General features: G+C 42.8%; 15 protein-coding genes. 13 read left to right on the top strand and 2 right to left on the bottom strand.

Annotated elements, in window-relative coordinates; genetic code table 11:
* The first annotated feature begins 61 nt into the window (after positions 1-61).
* The 11 genes from ACPK8D_RS12430 to ACPK8D_RS12480 all read left to right on the top strand — a co-directional run bounded on the left by ACPK8D_RS12430 (position 62) and on the right by ACPK8D_RS12480 (position 11,519).
* On the top strand, positions 62-1,231 hold the full coding sequence (locus ACPK8D_RS12430; protein WP_424718172.1) for an ABC transporter permease: 1,170 nt from the start codon (positions 62-64) through the stop codon (positions 1,229-1,231).
* Positions 1,232-2,162: 931 nt separating this feature from the next.
* The gene (locus ACPK8D_RS12435) at positions 2,163-2,384 is read left to right on the top strand and encodes a hypothetical protein (RefSeq protein ID WP_424718173.1); all 222 of its coding nucleotides are present in this window, start codon (positions 2,163-2,165) and stop codon (positions 2,382-2,384) included.
* Between the two features lie 428 nt (positions 2,385-2,812).
* Complete coding sequence (locus ACPK8D_RS12440; protein ID WP_424718174.1) at positions 2,813-3,040, top strand: hypothetical protein; 228 nt, start codon at positions 2,813-2,815, stop codon at positions 3,038-3,040.
* A 706-nt stretch (positions 3,041-3,746) separates the two neighbouring features.
* Positions 3,747-5,267, top strand: coding sequence for an AMP phosphorylase (locus tag ACPK8D_RS12445; RefSeq protein ID WP_424718175.1), 1,521 nt, complete (start codon positions 3,747-3,749; stop codon positions 5,265-5,267).
* Between the two features lie 58 nt (positions 5,268-5,325).
* Positions 5,326-5,859 carry a tRNA (cytidine(56)-2'-O)-methyltransferase gene (locus ACPK8D_RS12450; protein WP_424718176.1) on the top strand — a complete coding sequence of 178 codons (534 nt, stop codon included), beginning with the start codon at positions 5,326-5,328 and terminating at the stop codon, positions 5,857-5,859.
* Positions 5,860-6,710: 851 nt separating this feature from the next.
* Entirely contained in the window at positions 6,711-7,010 is a 300-nt protein-coding gene (locus ACPK8D_RS12455; protein WP_424718177.1) for a hypothetical protein, read from the top strand.
* Positions 7,011-7,293: 283 nt separating this feature from the next.
* The gene (locus ACPK8D_RS12460) at positions 7,294-7,803 is read left to right on the top strand and encodes a shikimate kinase (protein ID WP_424718178.1); all 510 of its coding nucleotides are present in this window, start codon (positions 7,294-7,296) and stop codon (positions 7,801-7,803) included.
* Between the two features lie 382 nt (positions 7,804-8,185).
* The gene (locus tag ACPK8D_RS12465) at positions 8,186-8,464 is read left to right on the top strand and encodes an ACT domain-containing protein (protein WP_424718179.1); all 279 of its coding nucleotides are present in this window, start codon (positions 8,186-8,188) and stop codon (positions 8,462-8,464) included.
* A 57-nt stretch (positions 8,465-8,521) separates the two neighbouring features.
* Positions 8,522-9,883 (top strand): PFL family protein, encoded by a 1,362-nt coding sequence (locus tag ACPK8D_RS12470; RefSeq protein ID WP_424718180.1) that lies wholly within the window; start codon positions 8,522-8,524, stop codon positions 9,881-9,883.
* Positions 9,884-10,402: 519 nt separating this feature from the next.
* Positions 10,403-10,636 (top strand): hypothetical protein, encoded by a 234-nt coding sequence (locus ACPK8D_RS12475; protein WP_424718181.1) that lies wholly within the window; start codon positions 10,403-10,405, stop codon positions 10,634-10,636.
* On the top strand, positions 10,629-11,519 hold the full coding sequence (locus tag ACPK8D_RS12480) for a thiamine pyrophosphate-dependent enzyme (RefSeq protein WP_424718182.1): 891 nt from the start codon (positions 10,629-10,631) through the stop codon (positions 11,517-11,519). The genes ACPK8D_RS12475 and ACPK8D_RS12480 overlap by 8 nt, the downstream gene beginning before the upstream one ends.
* Positions 11,520-11,751: 232 nt before the next feature.
* Here ACPK8D_RS12480 and ACPK8D_RS12485 read toward each other — a convergent pair whose 3' ends face one another.
* Entirely contained in the window at positions 11,752-12,648 is an 897-nt protein-coding gene (locus ACPK8D_RS12485; protein WP_424718183.1) for a hypothetical protein, read from the bottom strand.
* Positions 12,649-13,045: 397 nt separating this feature from the next.
* Between ACPK8D_RS12485 and ACPK8D_RS12490 the strand changes: the two genes are divergently transcribed.
* Positions 13,046-13,741, top strand: a complete 696-nt coding sequence (locus tag ACPK8D_RS12490; RefSeq protein ID WP_424718184.1) for a phosphoribosyltransferase — start codon at positions 13,046-13,048, stop codon at positions 13,739-13,741.
* A gap of 373 nt (positions 13,742-14,114) precedes the next feature.
* Here the strand turns inward: ACPK8D_RS12490 and ACPK8D_RS12495 are convergent, their stop codons facing one another.
* Entirely contained in the window at positions 14,115-14,828 is a 714-nt protein-coding gene (locus ACPK8D_RS12495) for a metallophosphoesterase family protein (RefSeq protein WP_424718207.1), read from the bottom strand.
* 698 nt (positions 14,829-15,526) lie between these two features.
* On the opposite strand from ACPK8D_RS12495, the gene aspS reads away from it, so the two are divergent.
* Positions 15,527-16,861, top strand: coding sequence for an aspartate--tRNA(Asn) ligase (gene aspS / locus ACPK8D_RS12500; protein ID WP_424718185.1), 1,335 nt, complete (start codon positions 15,527-15,529; stop codon positions 16,859-16,861).
* The last annotated feature ends 21 nt before the right edge of the window (positions 16,862-16,882 follow it).

Here is a 16,882-nt window from a genome sequence, read left to right on the forward strand (position 1 = left end):
CTGAGAAAAGAAACTGCAAATTAAATGTAACAGGAAACCTTAGAAACAGAGCTGTGAACCAATGCGCTACGAACTTTTTATTTCGCTCAGGCAGATTAGGGAAAGAAGATTCCAGACAATTCTTTCAGTTGGAGCTATAGCTCTTGCCGTTATGGTACTTACTGTTTCCCAGGCGCTTATGGTTGGTTTCACGGGCGAACTCTATAGCACTACAGTGAATAAACTTCCTCATGTTTCGGTATCGCCGCAGGAAGGTGAAGACTATATTTACCTTTACAGGACCCTTGTTGACGAGATTGGAAAAATCGAAGGGGTTTCTGCAATTTCTCCCTTTCTTACGGGAGAAGCTTCCTTCAGGTTCAAGACAAATTCCCTTAATGCCGAGCTGAAAGGCGTTCTCCCTTCACAGGAGAACAGTATCAGTGCTATTGAAGCCGATATGGTGGAAGGGGATTTCAGGGAGCTTGAATATTCCAGGAACACGGTAGTAATTGGCTCGAAGCTGGCAGATAAGCTTGAGGTTAATATCGGCGATTCCCTTGATGTATCTTTTCCCAATGCAAATCCGCTTTCCCTGAGGGTTGTCGGGATCTTTCATACCGGCTCTCCTCTGGACGAATCTCTTACTTATACTTCCCTGGATACCGCTCAGGAGTTCTATAATGTTCCGGACGTGATTAACGGACTTTCTGTCAGGCTTGAGGATTTTAACAGGGATAGGGAAGTCGCTGCCGAGATCGAAAAAACAGGCTATGAGGCAAGAGGCTGGACCGAAACAAATCCCGAAATCCTCAGGACTATTGCCATTGAAAGTACCTCCAATAGCGTCGTGCTCGGCCTAATTGTCGTAATCGCTTCTTTCGGCGTGGTCAGCACACTGAATCTGACGGTTATCGGCGCAACACGCCAGATAGGTATGCTTCGCGCGATGGGTGCCACCGTTTCAAGTATCCGGAAAATTTTCCTTCTTCAGAGCGGCATTCTCGGTCTGCTGGGAGCTCTCGTCGGTACCCTGACAGGGGTTGCAATAGCTTTGGCAATAGGACAGTATGAAATTCCCGGGGCTTCTTCTGAGCTCTACGGCGGCCTTACCACCATTCCGATCATAGTTCGCGTCCGGGATATTCTATTCATTATTGTCGCGGTTTTTCTTCTTAATTTAATTGCCGGGATCTATCCTGCCCAGCAGGCAGCAAAACTCGATCCTGTAAAGGCTATAAGCTCAAGATGAATCTATTAAATTATTGTTAGTGAATCCATTTGATTATAATTAGTCGGCCCGACCAGTTAGTATTGATGAGTGTATTTGGTCGAATGTATTTGGTCGAATGTATTGATTAGTAGATAAATTCAAGTATTATCGGTGAATCCACCTGATTATTTTTAAGCAGTTCACTTCACAGTAAGGATAAGTAAAATTAGAAATAGTAAAATTAGAAATACTTTAAAGACCTTTATAATGTATATATAGGTTTTTTCCTCTTTCATTTTTCCGTTTTTGCACTTTCCCTCTAAATAATTTACTCCAGCAAAAAAAATTGGTAACGCGGTTAAAATAATCGTTCTCGTTAAACATTTCAACGTCAACCAATATCCCTCCGGGTTTAAAATTTAATTCCCGTTAATTATATATCGTTTTTAGTCAATGTTTACATACTAAAGCATAGCGAACAAAAGCGAATAAAAGACCTTGTGCGGAATTCTCATCAACTGATCACTGTATGAGAATTCTATTTTCCTATTTTTTCGATTTCGTATAAAATTGCTGTAATCTTTTTATATCTTCTATTGAGATCCTGGTGATCTATTTTATACTGATTTTCTCAATAACTCTCCTTTATATCAAAATTTTATAATTTTTTCGTTATATATTGGTATCGGTTACCTTTTGATTTATTTATTCTCCTTAGGACTTACGCGGTTGAGGAATGAAATCAAGTACATGTGGCCCCATCATAATTCTTGAGATTTAGACAGTTAAGTTTTACTGTTGCTGTTTTTCAGTTCAACCGCGTAAGTCCTACTCCTTTAACTTGTCGATTCTCTTTTATATCAGAAAAAGGCAGCAGGAACAGGCTTCCGGCAGGACATATCTGTAACATATTTTAATTCCGGACACACAACGCAAATATTTATATTGATTGGCAGATATTTATGATGTAATGGAAGACAGTAAAGAATACCAGCTTTACCTTCAAGCCCTGGATAACGAAATATCTGCATGGGGAAGGAGAACGGCTATAAGGCAGCTCTGTGACTGTAAAACTGAGGAATCTCTATACTATCTGAATGAGCTTATAGTTGACAGACATTGTCTGGTGCCTGATTGGCTCAAAAGGATCGCAAGAGAGTACTACGTATCTCTATGCCTTGAATTTCTCTGATATTGAGCTTTTAATGAGTCCGGTTTTCTAAGGGACCTTTTGAAAAAGATAAATATCTGCTAAAAAATAATAATAAATTTACTTAAGAATAACAATGCATTTACTTAAAAGGCCGTACTAAAATGAGGCCGTATTAATAATATCGTACTATTTCTCTCCTGTTTTTAGATAACCTCTTTTTCCAAATCTGAAATTTCCGGTTTATCCGGAGTTTGAGGGCTTGCAATTACCTAAGGTTTATATGCAATTACCTCAATTCTTTGATAACTCTCAGGAACCATTAAGCTTAGCTACAGGCTTACTTTACCCGTGAGTTCCCGCCTCTGGTTCCTGTTATGATGAATTTATCTTTGTTAAAACTCAATTAATTTAATTATCGAATTTGGTTTTTATAAGTTTTAAACCTTAGTTTGATGAATTATTTAAGGATGGATTGGACAATGGGCAGGGATACTGGAAAAGTTTTAGGGGGCCCGGCAATAGCCTTGGTGGCCATAGGAGCAATATTAGATGTTATTTTATTCTATTTCATGTTCAAATTTGCCGACGAGGAAAACCTGTTTATGGTTCTCTTAACAGCAGCGCTGATAGGAATTATCGCACTGGGAATTGCTAAAGGTCTTGTTTCTATATCCAGGCGTAACTATGGTAAATAACCAGTAAACAAGTAACTTCGAATAATGTCAATTAAATACGACCCATACTGACTGAATAATACTAAATAGCGTCCAGATTGGGCTAAATGATGGCTAAATGTATCAAGTAGTCCAAAAGCATAAAATAATTCCAATAGCGCCAAATAATGACTGAGTAATGGCTAATAATGACTAAGATGAGAACAATTAATATATTGAGGATAAAAATAAGTACTATTCCAGTTTTATTTGTTCCCATTAATCTCTATTCTTTCTTCACTCAAGGTTCGATTTAGGCTCTTGAGAGGTTTTTCTTCTAAAATCTTTTAATTTTCTGGCTGATATGATACAGGCATTTGTGGAGTCGGTTACAGGCGCAGTGAGATTTTCTTTTAATGAAACTAATCTTTAGTTTCCTTATATCCCTTTCTTAGAGTTTTTTGCGGATTTACTTAAAATAATATGAAGGTTAATATGTTACCTCAGTTTAAAATTTAATATTTACGTTTACTAATTACATTTACTAATTACATTTACTATTTACATTTAGTATTTACATTTACTATCTACATTTACTATTTACACTTATTATTAATCTACCAGAGTTTTTCAGGCTGGACTGTCAGTTTCCAGGTGAGGAAACAAACCGAAAGTCCGGATTCAGGGGAAACAAATTATAGTGACAAATTTACAATTATAATAAGAACGAAACGGAAGGAGTTTACTCATGCAGTTGAAGCTGGAACATTTTAATATAAAAATAGGGCAGCACAAAGTGTTGCTAAATATTGCCGATGCGAAAGAACTGGGAGTTAATCCTGGGGATAGGGTCCGTATCCGCGGGCATCAAAGCCTTTCTGCCATTGTGGACACAACGGATGATATGGTTCCTCCGGGTACGCTGGGAGTTTTTTCCGAAGTATTCGAGCACTTCCTGGATTGGGATAAGCCGGTCGAAGTCGTTCCGGCATTCCGTTCAAAATCTGCATCCGTTATCAAGAAAATGATGGATAAAAGACCTGTTGTGCAGGATGATATCAAAACACTCGTGAACGATATTGTGGAGGAAAATCTCAGTGATATCGAACTCTCGGCTTTTATAACATCTTCTTATATTCACGGAATGACGGATGATGAGGTCGAATGGCTGACAAGGGCTATGATCGAGAGTGGCGATACAATCGAATTTGATACTCATCCTATAATGGACAAACACTCGATAGGAGGAGTGCCCGGAAATAAAATTTCTCTTCTGGTTGTCCCTATTATCGCTGCAAATGGGCTTCTCATCCCGAAGACGAGTTCCAGGGCGATTACAGGAGCAGGCGGAACTGCTGACCTAATGGAAGTGCTCTGTCCTGTAGAGTTCAGCTCCCAGGAAGTCAAAGAGATAACCGAAAATGTCGGGGGTGCGCTTGTCTGGGGCGGAGCCACCAATATTGCGCCTGCGGATGACAAACTCATAAGGGTCGAGTACCCTCTCTCCATTGATCCTTACTACCAGATGCTTGCCTCAATTATGGCAAAAAAGGGAGCTATAGGAGCCGACAATGTGGTAATGGATATTCCTGTCGGGCCAAGTACAAAAGTTCCAACTGTTCAGGATGGGCAAAAACTTGCAAGAGACCTGATTAACCTTGGGCACAGGCTTGGAATGAATGTCGAGTGTGCAATTACCTACGGCTCCTCACCCATTGGAAGAAAAGTAGGCCCCTCTCTGGAAGTCCGGGAGGCTATGAAAGTGCTGGAAAGCATGGAAGGCCCAAATAGTCTCATTGAAAAGAGTGCCGCCCTTGCGGGCATCCTGCTCGAGATGGGAGGTGCTGCTCCAAAAGATCGCGGAAAGGAAGTTGCACTTGAAACCTTGCGGAGTGGAAAAGCTCTCGAAAAAATGAAACAGATCATTGAAGCTCAGGGAGGAGACCCGAACATTACATCCAATGACATTCAGGTGGGGCAATACACAGCGGACATCTTTGCTTCTGCAGATGGGTATGTCATCGAATTTGACAATAAATGGATAATTGAGATTGCCAGACTTGCAGGTGCTCCTAATGACAAAGGAGCCGGAGTTTCTATCCATAAGAAAATGGGTGAGTCAGTTAAAAAAGGAGACTCGATCCTTACGATTTATGCTGAAAAAGAGTTCAAGCTTGAAACCGCATTGACAACGGCCCAGAGAACAAACCCGATAGTTGTTGAGGGCATGCTTCTGAGGAGAATTCCCGGAACTTATGGGTTCCAGTAATCCTCTCTCATTTTTTTCAGTGAAATCCTTTAATACCTTGCAGGGTTTTAGCACGAGCATGAAAAGGATTGTTTTGCTGCGCCTTGGGCATCGGCCGGAAAGGGATAAAAGAATCACCACCCACGTAGGCTTAACTGCCCGGCTGCTCGGTGCAGAAGGTATGCTCCTTGCCTCGGACGACCCCGGGATAGTACATACGCTTGAGGATGTCGTCAGGCGCTGGGGCGGGGATTTCTATGTTAAGAATAACGTCAACTTCAAACAGGAAATCCGGGAATGGAAAGCTACCGGCGGAAAAGTCTGCCATCTTTCGATGTACGGGGTTAATCTTCCCGGCGTCACTGACGAGCTTAAAAGTTGTGGCAGGCTTATGATTGTCGTAGGAGCTGAGAAAGTCCCTCCGGAAATTTACCAGCTTGCGGACTGGAACGTTGCAGTTGGAAGCCAGCCCCATTCCGAAGTTGCTGCGGTTGCAATTACCATGGACAGGATTGCAGATGACGAGCCACTTGAAAGGAAGTTTCCAGATGCCGAATTAACAATCGTGCCTGCAGAAAGGGGTAAGCAGGTTGTAGAAAATATCAGGGACTGAGCCGACATAAAGGATTAAGCCAAATCCTTTTTCACTTTCTTAATTTCCGCTTTCTTGTTTTCATAATACTTAGTCCTTTAATTCTTCAAAATTTCTGTTTCAATTCTTTAAAAGATTTGTTTGAATTCTTCTAATATTTGCCTAAACTTCTCATAATTTTTTACATCCTTCTAATTTGTTGCTTTCTCGTTTTTATTCTTTATCTGTGTTTTTGATGGCAGATTTCTTTTAATAATATAATATAATGCGATCAAATTTATTATTACGATTTATAAGAAAAGTGTTAAATATAAGTTCTACATAAATTAAAATGTCTACAGACAGACAAGTTCCTCCTGCTTAAGCAGTATCCGGATTCTTCCGTTTCCGTTCCGCCAGAAGGGGATAATAGGTGTGAACTCATAACGGTTCCGGAAAATTGTGTTAAGACCCGGTACATGGATGCAGGGGCGGAAATATTTTTTTGTTCAAATTTCTCGCTTTCCGGGCATCCTATCCGGCGATTTTATCTTTTTATCCCTTTCAGCTCTCTTAACCGAATAAACCTGGCCCTTATTTGAGCCTGGCCTTTATCCGGGTAAATTTCAATCCTTACTGAATAATTTTCAGTTTTTAATTTAATAAACTTCAGTTATTAACTGTGTAAACCCAAGTCAAGGTTTTCAACTTCACCAGACATTCTGAGAAACGAATAGAAGTGCATAACTTAAAATAGTAATAGAAAATAAGAGTTTGTGACCTTTATGGATTCAGTAGTGCAGGAAATATGTTTTCTAGCTGGAGGTATAGCTCTTCTCATACTCCTCCCACTATTGTTGAATCTTTGTAAAATTAGGCTCCTTTCATATTCCATGAAGCTTTGCAGCTGGATCTGCGGGATGGCAATAAGTTCGGACAGCCCGTGGGTTAAAATGCTTGTGCTTCATCTTGTTTTTTCAATTCGGCTTCTCATGTATCTTGCTATCGTTTCTCTCGAACAGGTAGATAAGCTGACTGCCAGAGGATTTTTAAAGCATTATGTGTCAGGTACCAGAATTGTCCTCTCTGAGCATATACTTTCTTTCCTTCACTCTCCGGAAGAAATTGAAAGGCATGTTCTCAGCCTTGAAGCTAAGCCTGTAAGCAGAAAAGATCAGCATTTGAAGAAATGAATTTTTGAAGAAACAAATCCTTTAAGTAAATTCTCTAAACCCTTTTTTCTATTCCTTCCATGCACTCTACTAAACAATAAAATTGACTGGAAAATTTCGGCTTTTTCCTGCATTTTGAGCCGCAAATATAATTACTGGCTCTTTCGAGGTAAATGGTAACGTTGTACGTTTTATATAGCTAGAGAATAGATTTCGTCCGGACGATTTATGGTCCACTGGCGTTTGTGCCGGGAAGTTTCAAATAGCGGGTTCCCTTATCTCTAGAGTTGAGAAGAGTGCGGCAATGAACATAACATTAATCGGGATGGCAGGAGCGGGAAAAAGTACTATTGGAAGAGTACTTGCAAAGCGCCTTGGATATACTTTTATCGATGTGGATCACCTGATCACGGAAAATACCGGAATGTCCCTCCAGGCCCTGATTGATAAAGAGGGGGATTCGGCTCTTATCAGGTTTGAAGAAGAGGCTATTCTCAGGCTCGAGCAGATGAACGGCTGCATTATTTCCCCTGGCGGGAGCGTAGTTTATTCCGAAAAAGCCATGGGACACTTAAAAGAAATCTCAAAAATAATTTTTCTGGACGCTCCCTTCAGAAGCATTGTAAGAAGGCTTCCCAATGCAAGAAAAAGAGGCATAGTAGGACTCAGGGATCGGAGCCTGAAAGAGCTTTTTGAAGAAAGGATGGTCCTGTACCGGAAATATGCCGATTTTTCAATAAAACTTAAAGGAAGAGAGAATATTCAGGAGATTGCTGAAAGAGTTGTTGAACTCTATTTTAAAGAAAATACCTGAGATTTATAATTTAGAACTGTTTATGTAAGAATTCAGAGTCGTTTATATGAATACTCAGTTGTGTTTTGTAAAGTTGCTTTTTCCTGATCTGGCTTTTCGATTTATCTTGCGCTGAGTTTCTTTTATATCATTGAATTTTTTTACATTATACAACCTTAAAAACGGTTCACTTTGACAGAAACTTTAATTTCAGGACATCTTCCATTAAGAACAGTTTATTTAAGAACAGTTTACATTATGGGCAGTTCACGGAGCTGGCTTACTTTAAAACAGTAGTTTAATTTATTAGCTATCAGGTCTTCAATCTGAGTAAAATCTTTCAATTAATAACATTTAAGCATCGGCCTGCAGGAAAAAAGGTCCGAGCGGCAGGAGATATAGAATGGCATCAAGTCGTTTCATTATTGCGGTTATAGGCAGCGACCGGGTAGGAATTGTTGCCAGGATCACTACTGTGATGGCAAATTTCAATGTAAATATTGTCGATATCAGTCAGACTATCATGCAGGGCATCTTTACCATGATTATGCTTGCAGAAGCCCCACAGGAAAATTTTGACCTTGCGGCTTTTCAGGAGGCTATGGGTGCCGAAGGAAAGAGCCTTGGAGTCGAGGTCAAGGTACAGCATGAAGACGCATTCCGCTTCATGCACAGGATCTGATCCGGGAAACTAATCGAATCTGAAAAACTAATCTGATCTGAATAAGAGGGAACTCTAATGCTTATAAACCCGAATGAGATCCTGGAAACAATCCAGATGGTCAGAATGGAACATCTCGATATCAGGACCGTAACAATGGGCATCAGCCTGAGGGACTGCAGCCATCCTGATATTGAAGTTTTCAATGAGAATATTTACGAAAAAATAACCGGCCGCGCAAAAGAACTTGTGCGCACAACGAACGAGATCCAGAGCCTCTACGGAATTCCGATAATCAATAAGCGAATCTCAGTAACTCCAATAGCCGTAGCAGCCGAAAGTTGCAGGTCTCCTGATTTCGTTTCCGTTGCAAAAACTATGGATGAAGCTGCAAAAGACGCACAGGTGGATTTTATAGGAGGTTTCAGTGCCCTTGTCCACAAAGGCGCAACCGGTGGAGACCTGAAGCTTATCAATTCCATTCCGGAAGCTCTTGCAGGCACGGAAAAAGTCTGCTCGTCGGTAAATGTTGCTACCACACGAACCGGAATTAATATGGATGCAGTCGGCCTGATGGGCGGCATCATAAAAAAGACTGCAGATCTGACTGCGGATAGGGATGGGATAGGCTGTGCCAAGCTTGTAATCTTTGCAAATGCCCCTGAAGATAACCCTTTTATGGCAGGAGCTTTTCACGGTATAGGTGAACCCGAGTGCGTTATCAACGTTGGGGTCAGTGGGCCGGGCGTTGTAAATGCTGCAATCCGCGAGCTTCAAAATCCGAATCTTACGGAGATTTCGGAGACCATCAAAAAGACGGCCTTTAAAATAACCCGTATGGGCGAAATGGTAGGCCGGGAAGTTTCGCGGAGGCTTGGAGTCGAATTCGGAATCCTTGACCTCTCCCTGGCTCCGACGCCTGCAATCGGGGACAGCGTTGCTGCAATTCTGGAGGCAATGGGGCTTGAGCGTTGCGGGGCTCACGGAACAACTGCAGCTCTTGCTCTTCTGAACGATGCCGTGAAAAAAGGCGGAGCGATGGCTTCCTCTTCGGTAGGTGGCCTGAGTGGGGCTTTTATCCCGGTCAGTGAGGACGCAGGCATGATAGAAGCTGTCAGGGTCGGTGCCCTTAGCCTGGAAAAGCTCGAAGCTATGACCAGCGTCTGCTCAGTCGGCCTTGATATGATCGCAGTCCCGGGTGATACTCCTGCTTCCACCCTTTCGGCTATTATCGCTGACGAGATGGCAATAGGAGTAATAAACAGAAAAACCACGGCAGTAAGGATCATCCCAGCACCTGGTAAAGGAGTCGGCGACTCCGTAGAGTTCGGCGGCCTGCTCGGAAATGCCCCTATTATGCCGGTAAGCGCTTTCAGTTCCGAAGTTTTTGTAAAACGGGGAGGGAGAATTCCGGCTCCTATCCAGTCACTTACGAACTGAAGTAATGGACTGAACTATAAACTAAATAATGGAGTAAATAACGGACTAAGTAATGGACTGAAGTAAGAACTGAAGTAAAAACCGGAATAATCGACTGAAATAGCGAATTGAAATATTATCCGAAGAACAGGTAATCCCCTATATATTCCAGTTTTCTCAAGGACATTGATGCCTTTCAGGACAGGTGGATCAAGCCGGTAAACCCGGCAACTTATTTTTTTCTTTTTCGGGAGAGGGTCGATCCGTTACCAGTTTCTTTCCAGTATGGAAGTTACTGAGTTTTGCGATGGGATAAAAATTCTCAAAAATTATCCGGGCTTAAAAATTTGCGTTCGAGAATAATATTTGCTTGAAAGCAATTTTTCGTATAATTAATTTAAAATAATTTACGCTACTCGTATATTCTGGAGTAGGGGACAAACCGGGGTATCATTTGGATAAACAAACCTCCGGAGGCCGCTGATCCATCTCTTCGAATAAACGTGTTTGGGGGAGCATAGTATTTTCGGAGAGGCTGTATTGGGGGATGCAGTGAACGGATTCGGCGCCTCTGGACTTCTTCTTACCATTCTTTTTGATTTATTATTCTTCTTTATGAAGGTTCCTGGTTTACATGTGATGAAGTATTCGATGGAAAACACTGCAAGATTCTTGAAAAAATACAGGGTTCTTGAGGAAATTAAGGAAATTCAAAGTCCGGAATTCGGGTTGAAAGCAGTTTCCCGGACCTTAAGGAGGCGTAACAATGAGTAGAACTGCACCGAAAACCTATATCACCTCGGGACACAGCGCCTGCCCGGGCTGCTGTGATATTTTTGCTGCAAAATTCACACTCATGGGAGCAGGTCCCAACAGTATTATTATTAACCCAACTGGCTGTCTTGAAGTCACAACTACGCCTTTTCCGTTGTCTTCGTGGCAGGTTCCCTGGATCCATTCCCTCTTTGAAAATGGAGCCGCAGTGGCTTCAGGCATTGAAGCTGGCTTAAAAGCCCTCGGCAAAAAGAAAGATATCAAGGTTATAGTTATTGCAGGCGACGGCGCTACAATGGATATAGGCTTCGGGGCCATTTCAGGCGCTTTTGAGCGTGGGCACGACTTTACCTATATCTGTATGGACAACGAAGCCTATATGAATACGGGAGCCCAGCGCAGCAGTGGAACGCCCTTCAATGCAAGCACCACAACCACTCCGGCCGGGAAAGTTTCCTTCGGAAACCCGTTCCCTAAAAAGGATATGCCTGCTATCATGGCAGCCCACGGCTCTCCTTATGTAGCCACAACCTCTATAGGTTTCCCAAGGGACATGATGCGTAAGGTCAAGAAAGCCACTGAAATCGTGGGCCCGACCTACGTCCATGCCCACGCCCCCTGTACAACAGGATGGGGCTTTGATACCTCCAAGACCCTGGAGATTGCTAAACTAGCAGTCGAAACTTGCCTCTGGCCCCTGTACGAAATGGAAAACGGGGAGATTACCCATGTCAGAAAGGTTAAAGATCCCAGACCGGTTGAGGAGTACCTGAGAATCCAGAAAAGGTTCAAACACCTCTTCACAATGGAAGGCGGTGAAGATGAAATAATGAAGATCCAGGCGGGTGCGGACTGGAACATAAAACACTTCGGGCTTCAGTGAAAAAATGCACTTCGGGCTTCAGTAAGAACTGAGGTTTTAAACTGGGTTTTACTTTCTTTCTGGCTTTACTTTTCAGCTTCTAAGTTCTTCCAGCCTGCAGGCATTTTGAACCGGTTTCACACTCCGGATTGTCTTTATTCCAGGTGTTCTGTATTTACCTGGTAACCGATCTGGCGTTTAGAGTTTTTCCTTATTTGCAGGCGCTTTTGAATCTGTCTGGCACTTAAAATTTTTATTCCGAATCTACCCAGAGCGCCCTCATCATTTCCCTTATTGCTTCTATCTTTTTTATATTAACTTCATCATTTACTATATCAAGCTCATTGAAAGACTCAAGGGCTATCTTAGCCGCAATTGAGGCATCGTTCAGGTATCTGCTTCCTGCATTGGTCACAATGGTCTGGAGGGCGGAGGCTGCCTGGAGAACCGCATTTTCCATATCTTCTTCTTCTGCGCTTTTTCCAATCTCTTCAATAGAGCTTGCGATACTTCTCACCGTATTCTGGAGGTTTTCCTGCATGGCTGCGGCAGCCATTTCCTGAAGCATAAGCTCTACTCCCACGGCAGCCTCTTCGAGGCTTCTCTGAGCCGTAAGTTTTCCAACACCCCCAAGACATGAGATGCATATTGCAGTGTTTTCCGAAAGATCGGGAAACTTCATCCTGGCAACCGCTTTTCCGATCTCTCCAAGCCCGATTACGACTGCTATGGTTTCTCTTTCCCGGTTAAGGAGAGCTGCCGTATTCCCGCTCTTCCCGAGCACTGAGGCCGCAAGCCTGGCTACCATTTCCATCTGGTGTTCGGCAGCCGTTTTTCCTATAGCTCCAAATGAAAGTAACACCCGGACAGTTGTGCCCTGCAGATCCTGCTCCACGGAACACTGCAGCAGCCTTTCAAGGGCGCGGATAGCATTTATTGCGGCATTTTCCATTCCCTGGAGGGCAGCAGCCTTTCCGATTTCCTTTATGGAAACCACCATTTTTTCAGCTTCTGGCTCCTTTCTCTCCTTCAGATAGCCTGTGCCGCTTTCGGTGAGATAATTAAGGGCCTGGCTCACTCCTTCGTCAAATCCCTCATTAATGGAATTAAACCCTAGATTTACCATTTTGTCTTCTTCTTTTGAAAACATGGCATAGGACTCCTTTTTGGCGGCACTCTTTCTTATATGAGACTCGCGAGAAGAGCTTTAATAAATATTTTCTTAAAAATTCTTTTATTCTCGTCAATCCCGGCCCCGCTTTATTTTTCATACTTATTTTTCAGATACTCTTGATTTATGGCTTCCCTGATTCAAATATTTTCAGGTAATCAGGTGAGCTTTCAGACGAATTAATAAGCCATTAAATTGATAAATTCATTAGATTAAATTAATAAATTCGTTAGATTAAATTGATAAACTTGTTAGATTAAATTGATAAATTCGGTAGAAACGATGTTAGCTTCTACTATCAGGTGTCTCTCGATACGACTACCCGCAGGCTATAAAACAGGCAGCAGAAGGCGATTTATCTGTGGAGGAAATGAAAGTGCAGTCTAAACAATCCCGGTGCCAGGCAGAGAAGACCTCATTCAGGTGTGAGCTTATAAGCTTTAATGAGGTCCTGCGGCTTTCCAAACTTCTTGCCCGCAAAATTAAGGCTTCCGGTTATATGCCTGACCTGATCGTAGCCATAGGGAGAGGAGGCTATGTGCCTGGAAGGCTGGTTTCCGATTTTTTGCTCTTTAATGACCTTACCTCAATGAAGATCGAGCATTATGCAAGAGCTGCAGACATGCAGGAAGAGGCAAGGATAAAATTCCCTATTCCTGTGGATATAACCGGAGAAAAAGTCCTGATTGTCGATGATATAACCGACACTGGCGAGACACTCGACCTTGCAGTGGATTACGCCCTGAGCCTGAAGCCCGCAGATGTCAGGACTGCAGTACTCCAGCACAAGACCTGCTCGGTTTTCACGCCTGATTTTTATGCCCAGAAGCTTATCAAATGGCGCTGGGTTATTTACCCCTGGGCCAGGTATGAGGACTTTGCAGGATTTGCGGAAAAAATCCTCCTGGACAGAGCCCTTGATCTCTCTCAAATTATAACCGAATTTAAGCACAGGTACGGGCTTGATCTCACGGAGCCTGAACTTTTAGAAATCCTGGACGATCTGACTGAAAGGGAAGAGCTTGAACGCACAGAACAGGATAAAAAAAAGCTATGGAGCATCAAGCGATAAACACTTAACCAGACCATTAAATAAGTGATCAAAGGACCCTGTTATTCCTGTACCATCGATCTTTAAATTCGTGTTCCAAAAACGATCGAAAAATATCTGTGTTCGGTTTTTCCTTAGTCTAAATGATTGAAACTTTGCTTTTGATGTCCATGCGATTCGTTATATAGTACTTGATTGTGTCAGCGGTCAAATTTTAAGGGATCGATAGATTGACAGACCGATATAATTAACGGACCTATAGAATCGAAGGGGCAACAAGGCGGTGAGGGTTAGCTTTATCACGAACCTGAAGGACGAGTTTTCGTAACCCTCCGTACTACCAAAATAGTAAAAAGGAAAAAAAAGACAAAAGTTTAGGGGCGTTTAAATGCCCTCACATCACGGTTTCAGTGACCAGTTCCATGTTTCCCTGTGAAAAAACTCTGGACACCCGGACATTCCAGTTTCCGCCTGACGTTTCGTTGTCTGCCTGGATCAGGTTGAAACACTGTGTGGTCTTGCCCCTGGTTTTGGACGAACAGAAGGTGCCTGCATTTACCACAAGCATATTGTTGAGGTTCCATACCCACGGAATATGGCAGTGCCCGCAAAGGACAAGGTTAACCTTGCAGCGGTTCAGAAGTTCGAGGACATCTCCTGCATCTACAAGCACGTTATTTTCCCTGCCAGCCAGAGGGATAGGGACAAGGTGGTGGTGCAGGGCAAAAACCTTGAAACTTTCCCCGGAAAAGGCTTCTTTGATCCAGCCGTAGTTTTCCCTGCCCACGTGGCCGTCGTTAAGGTCAGGCTGCGAAGAGTCAGCTCCGACAACTGTGACATCCGTGAAACTCTGAGACGAAAACCGGTTCTCGAAAAGGTCTTCAAAATGGAGATAGCCGGCATTTTTCGAATCATGGTTGCCCGGGACAAGGACTTTGTTTTTGCATTCAATCCTGTCAATAAACAGTTTTACCCCATTATATTCGGTTGAAAACCCATTTTCTGTCAGGTCGCCTGTAATTACCACGAGATCCGGTTCCAGCCGGTTTATGCTGTCAACCATGGAATCTGCAATTTCTGGAACAAAATACGCATCTGAATAATGGATATCTGAAAGATGTACAATCTGTATAATTTCTACTTCCTCTTTTCTATCAATTTTTAATATAAATCTTGTTAGTTGTGTTCAGGGCATAGGAGTTCTGTCCCATTATATATAGGTATCTTCCAAATTTACATACTTTCAAATATTTAATTATAATTCGTTAAAAAAGAAGGTTTATATTTCAAAACCCTTTTAACCGCTATAACTATTTATCTAATATTTATTCATGAACAATATCCACAAAAATTACATATTATGGTTTATCCGGTAATTATCCGGTATATTTCAGTCGATTTTTCAGGAGTAGCCACCGAATAGGCGGCGAAATTTTGTCTCTGTACATACAGAAATTAGAGCGATTATTCCGATCGAAAAAAATTACCTGCCTTCAATATCTTACTCTTTGAAAAGTTCAAAAGAAATTAGGAACCTTGTGAAGTAAAAACAAAGTAACTTACCCTAAGCTAGTCCGCTTGAGAAGGAGAAAGCGCTTTAACTGCCATAAATTAGTCCGCTTGAGCGAACGAAGTGAGCGAAACGGACCGCGTACTCCCGAGTCGCAATTCGGGCGAGTCGCAATTCGGGCGAGACGGGACCCGGGCTTGCAATAAATACATTAATAATGAGTTATGACTATTCACCTACGTTTCAGCTTCATTCTTATATTTTTCATTTAATTTACCCCCAATCAAGGTGAATTTATGTCATTAGCAAAACTCAGAACACATTATACAGCCGATGTCAAACCCGAAAAAGTTGACAACGGTCAAAAAATTACCCTGGCAGGCTGGGTCCATGAGGTAAGAGACCTCGGAGGGATCTGTTTTGTAGTGCTTCGAGATCGGGAAGGAAAAGCTCAGGTCACCCTTGTAAAGAAAAAAATTGATAAAGACCTGTTTGATGTTGCAAGAAGGCTTGTCCGCGAATCAGTAATTTCAGTAACCGGCTCCGTCAAATTCGAAGAAAAAGCTCCGAACGGATATGAACTGCTTCCTGAGGAGATAACTGTCCTGAATGCTGCAGATTCTCCACTGCCAATGGACACTACAGGCAAGGTGGAAGCTGAACTGGATACCAGGCTGGATTCACGATTTATTGACTTCAGGCGGGCCGAAACAACTGCGATTTTCAAAATAAGGCACCAGGCTCTCCAGGCTATCAGGGAATACTTTGTAACAAACGGATTTATCGAAACCGCAACCCCAAAAGTCGTGGCGACTGCGACCGAAGGCGGCACTGCACTTTTCCCGATTACCTATTTTGACAGAGAAGCTTTTTTGAACCAGAGCCCCCAGCTCTTCAAGCAAATCCTTATGAGCGGCGGTTTTGACAGGGTTTTTGAGATCGGCCCGATTTTCAGGGCAGAAGAACACGACACCCGCAGGCATTTGAACGAAGCTACTTCTATCGATGTCGAGGTTAGCTTTGCAGACCATTTCGATGTAATGGAAATTCTTGAAAACCTGGTGGCTTATGTCTACGCCCAGGTTATTGAAAAGTGCAAGCCTTCCCTTGAGACACTTGAGGTTGAGCTCAAAGTTCCGAAAACTCCTTTCCTTAAGCTTACCTATGACGAAGTAATCGAGATCATAAACTCCCGCTCGGAAGAGAAAATGCACTGGGGAGATGACCTCGGCACGCTCGGAGAGCATATTGTGGGCGATTACGTCTACGAGACCACAGGGGAATCCCACTATTTCATTATCGACTGGCCAACTGAGATTAAACCTTTTTATGCTATGCCTTATGAGGACAGGCCGGAATTCAGCAAGTCTTTTGACATGATGCACCGCACAATGGAACTCTCGTCAGGAGCCCAGCGTATTCATATTCCTGACCTGCTCAAGAGCCGGATAGAATCGCAGGGCCTGAATCCTGACGGCTTTGAGTTCTACCTTAAGGCTTTCGAATACGGTATGCCTCCACACGCAGGCTGGGGCATGGGCTGCGAACGTTTTATTATGACCATGCTCGGTACCGACAATATCAGGGATACCGTACTCTTCCCCAGGGACAGGAGAAGACTTTCTCCCTGAAATCCCTTATTTCTGGAGCTT

This window comes from Methanosarcina sp., from assembly GCF_049706645.1.
Lineage (GTDB): Archaea > Halobacteriota > Methanosarcinia > Methanosarcinales > Methanosarcinaceae > Methanosarcina.

Bases quoted from the DNA above. Each gene is read 5' to 3' on its own strand.
- ACPK8D_RS12430 (WP_424718172.1), top strand. From the start codon at position 62: ATGCGCTACGAACTTTTTATTTCGCTCAGGCAGATTAGGGAAAGAAGA.
- ACPK8D_RS12435 (WP_424718173.1), top strand. From the start codon at position 2,163: ATGGAAGACAGTAAAGAATACCAGCTTTACCTTCAAGCCCTGGATAAC.
- ACPK8D_RS12440 (WP_424718174.1), top strand. From the start codon at position 2,813: ATGGATTGGACAATGGGCAGGGATACTGGAAAAGTTTTAGGGGGCCCG.
- ACPK8D_RS12445 (WP_424718175.1), top strand. From the start codon at position 3,747: ATGCAGTTGAAGCTGGAACATTTTAATATAAAAATAGGGCAGCACAAA.
- ACPK8D_RS12450 (WP_424718176.1), top strand. From the start codon at position 5,326: ATGAAAAGGATTGTTTTGCTGCGCCTTGGGCATCGGCCGGAAAGGGAT.
- ACPK8D_RS12455 (WP_424718177.1), top strand. From the start codon at position 6,711: ATGAAGCTTTGCAGCTGGATCTGCGGGATGGCAATAAGTTCGGACAGC.
- ACPK8D_RS12460 (WP_424718178.1), top strand. From the start codon at position 7,294: ATGAACATAACATTAATCGGGATGGCAGGAGCGGGAAAAAGTACTATT.
- ACPK8D_RS12465 (WP_424718179.1), top strand. From the start codon at position 8,186: ATGGCATCAAGTCGTTTCATTATTGCGGTTATAGGCAGCGACCGGGTA.
- ACPK8D_RS12470 (WP_424718180.1), top strand. From the start codon at position 8,522: ATGCTTATAAACCCGAATGAGATCCTGGAAACAATCCAGATGGTCAGA.
- ACPK8D_RS12480 (WP_424718182.1), top strand. From the start codon at position 10,629: ATGAGTAGAACTGCACCGAAAACCTATATCACCTCGGGACACAGCGCC.
- ACPK8D_RS12485 (WP_424718183.1), bottom strand. From the start codon at position 12,648: ATGTTTTCAAAAGAAGAAGACAAAATGGTAAATCTAGGGTTTAATTCC.
- aspS (WP_424718185.1), top strand. From the start codon at position 15,527: ATGTCATTAGCAAAACTCAGAACACATTATACAGCCGATGTCAAACCC.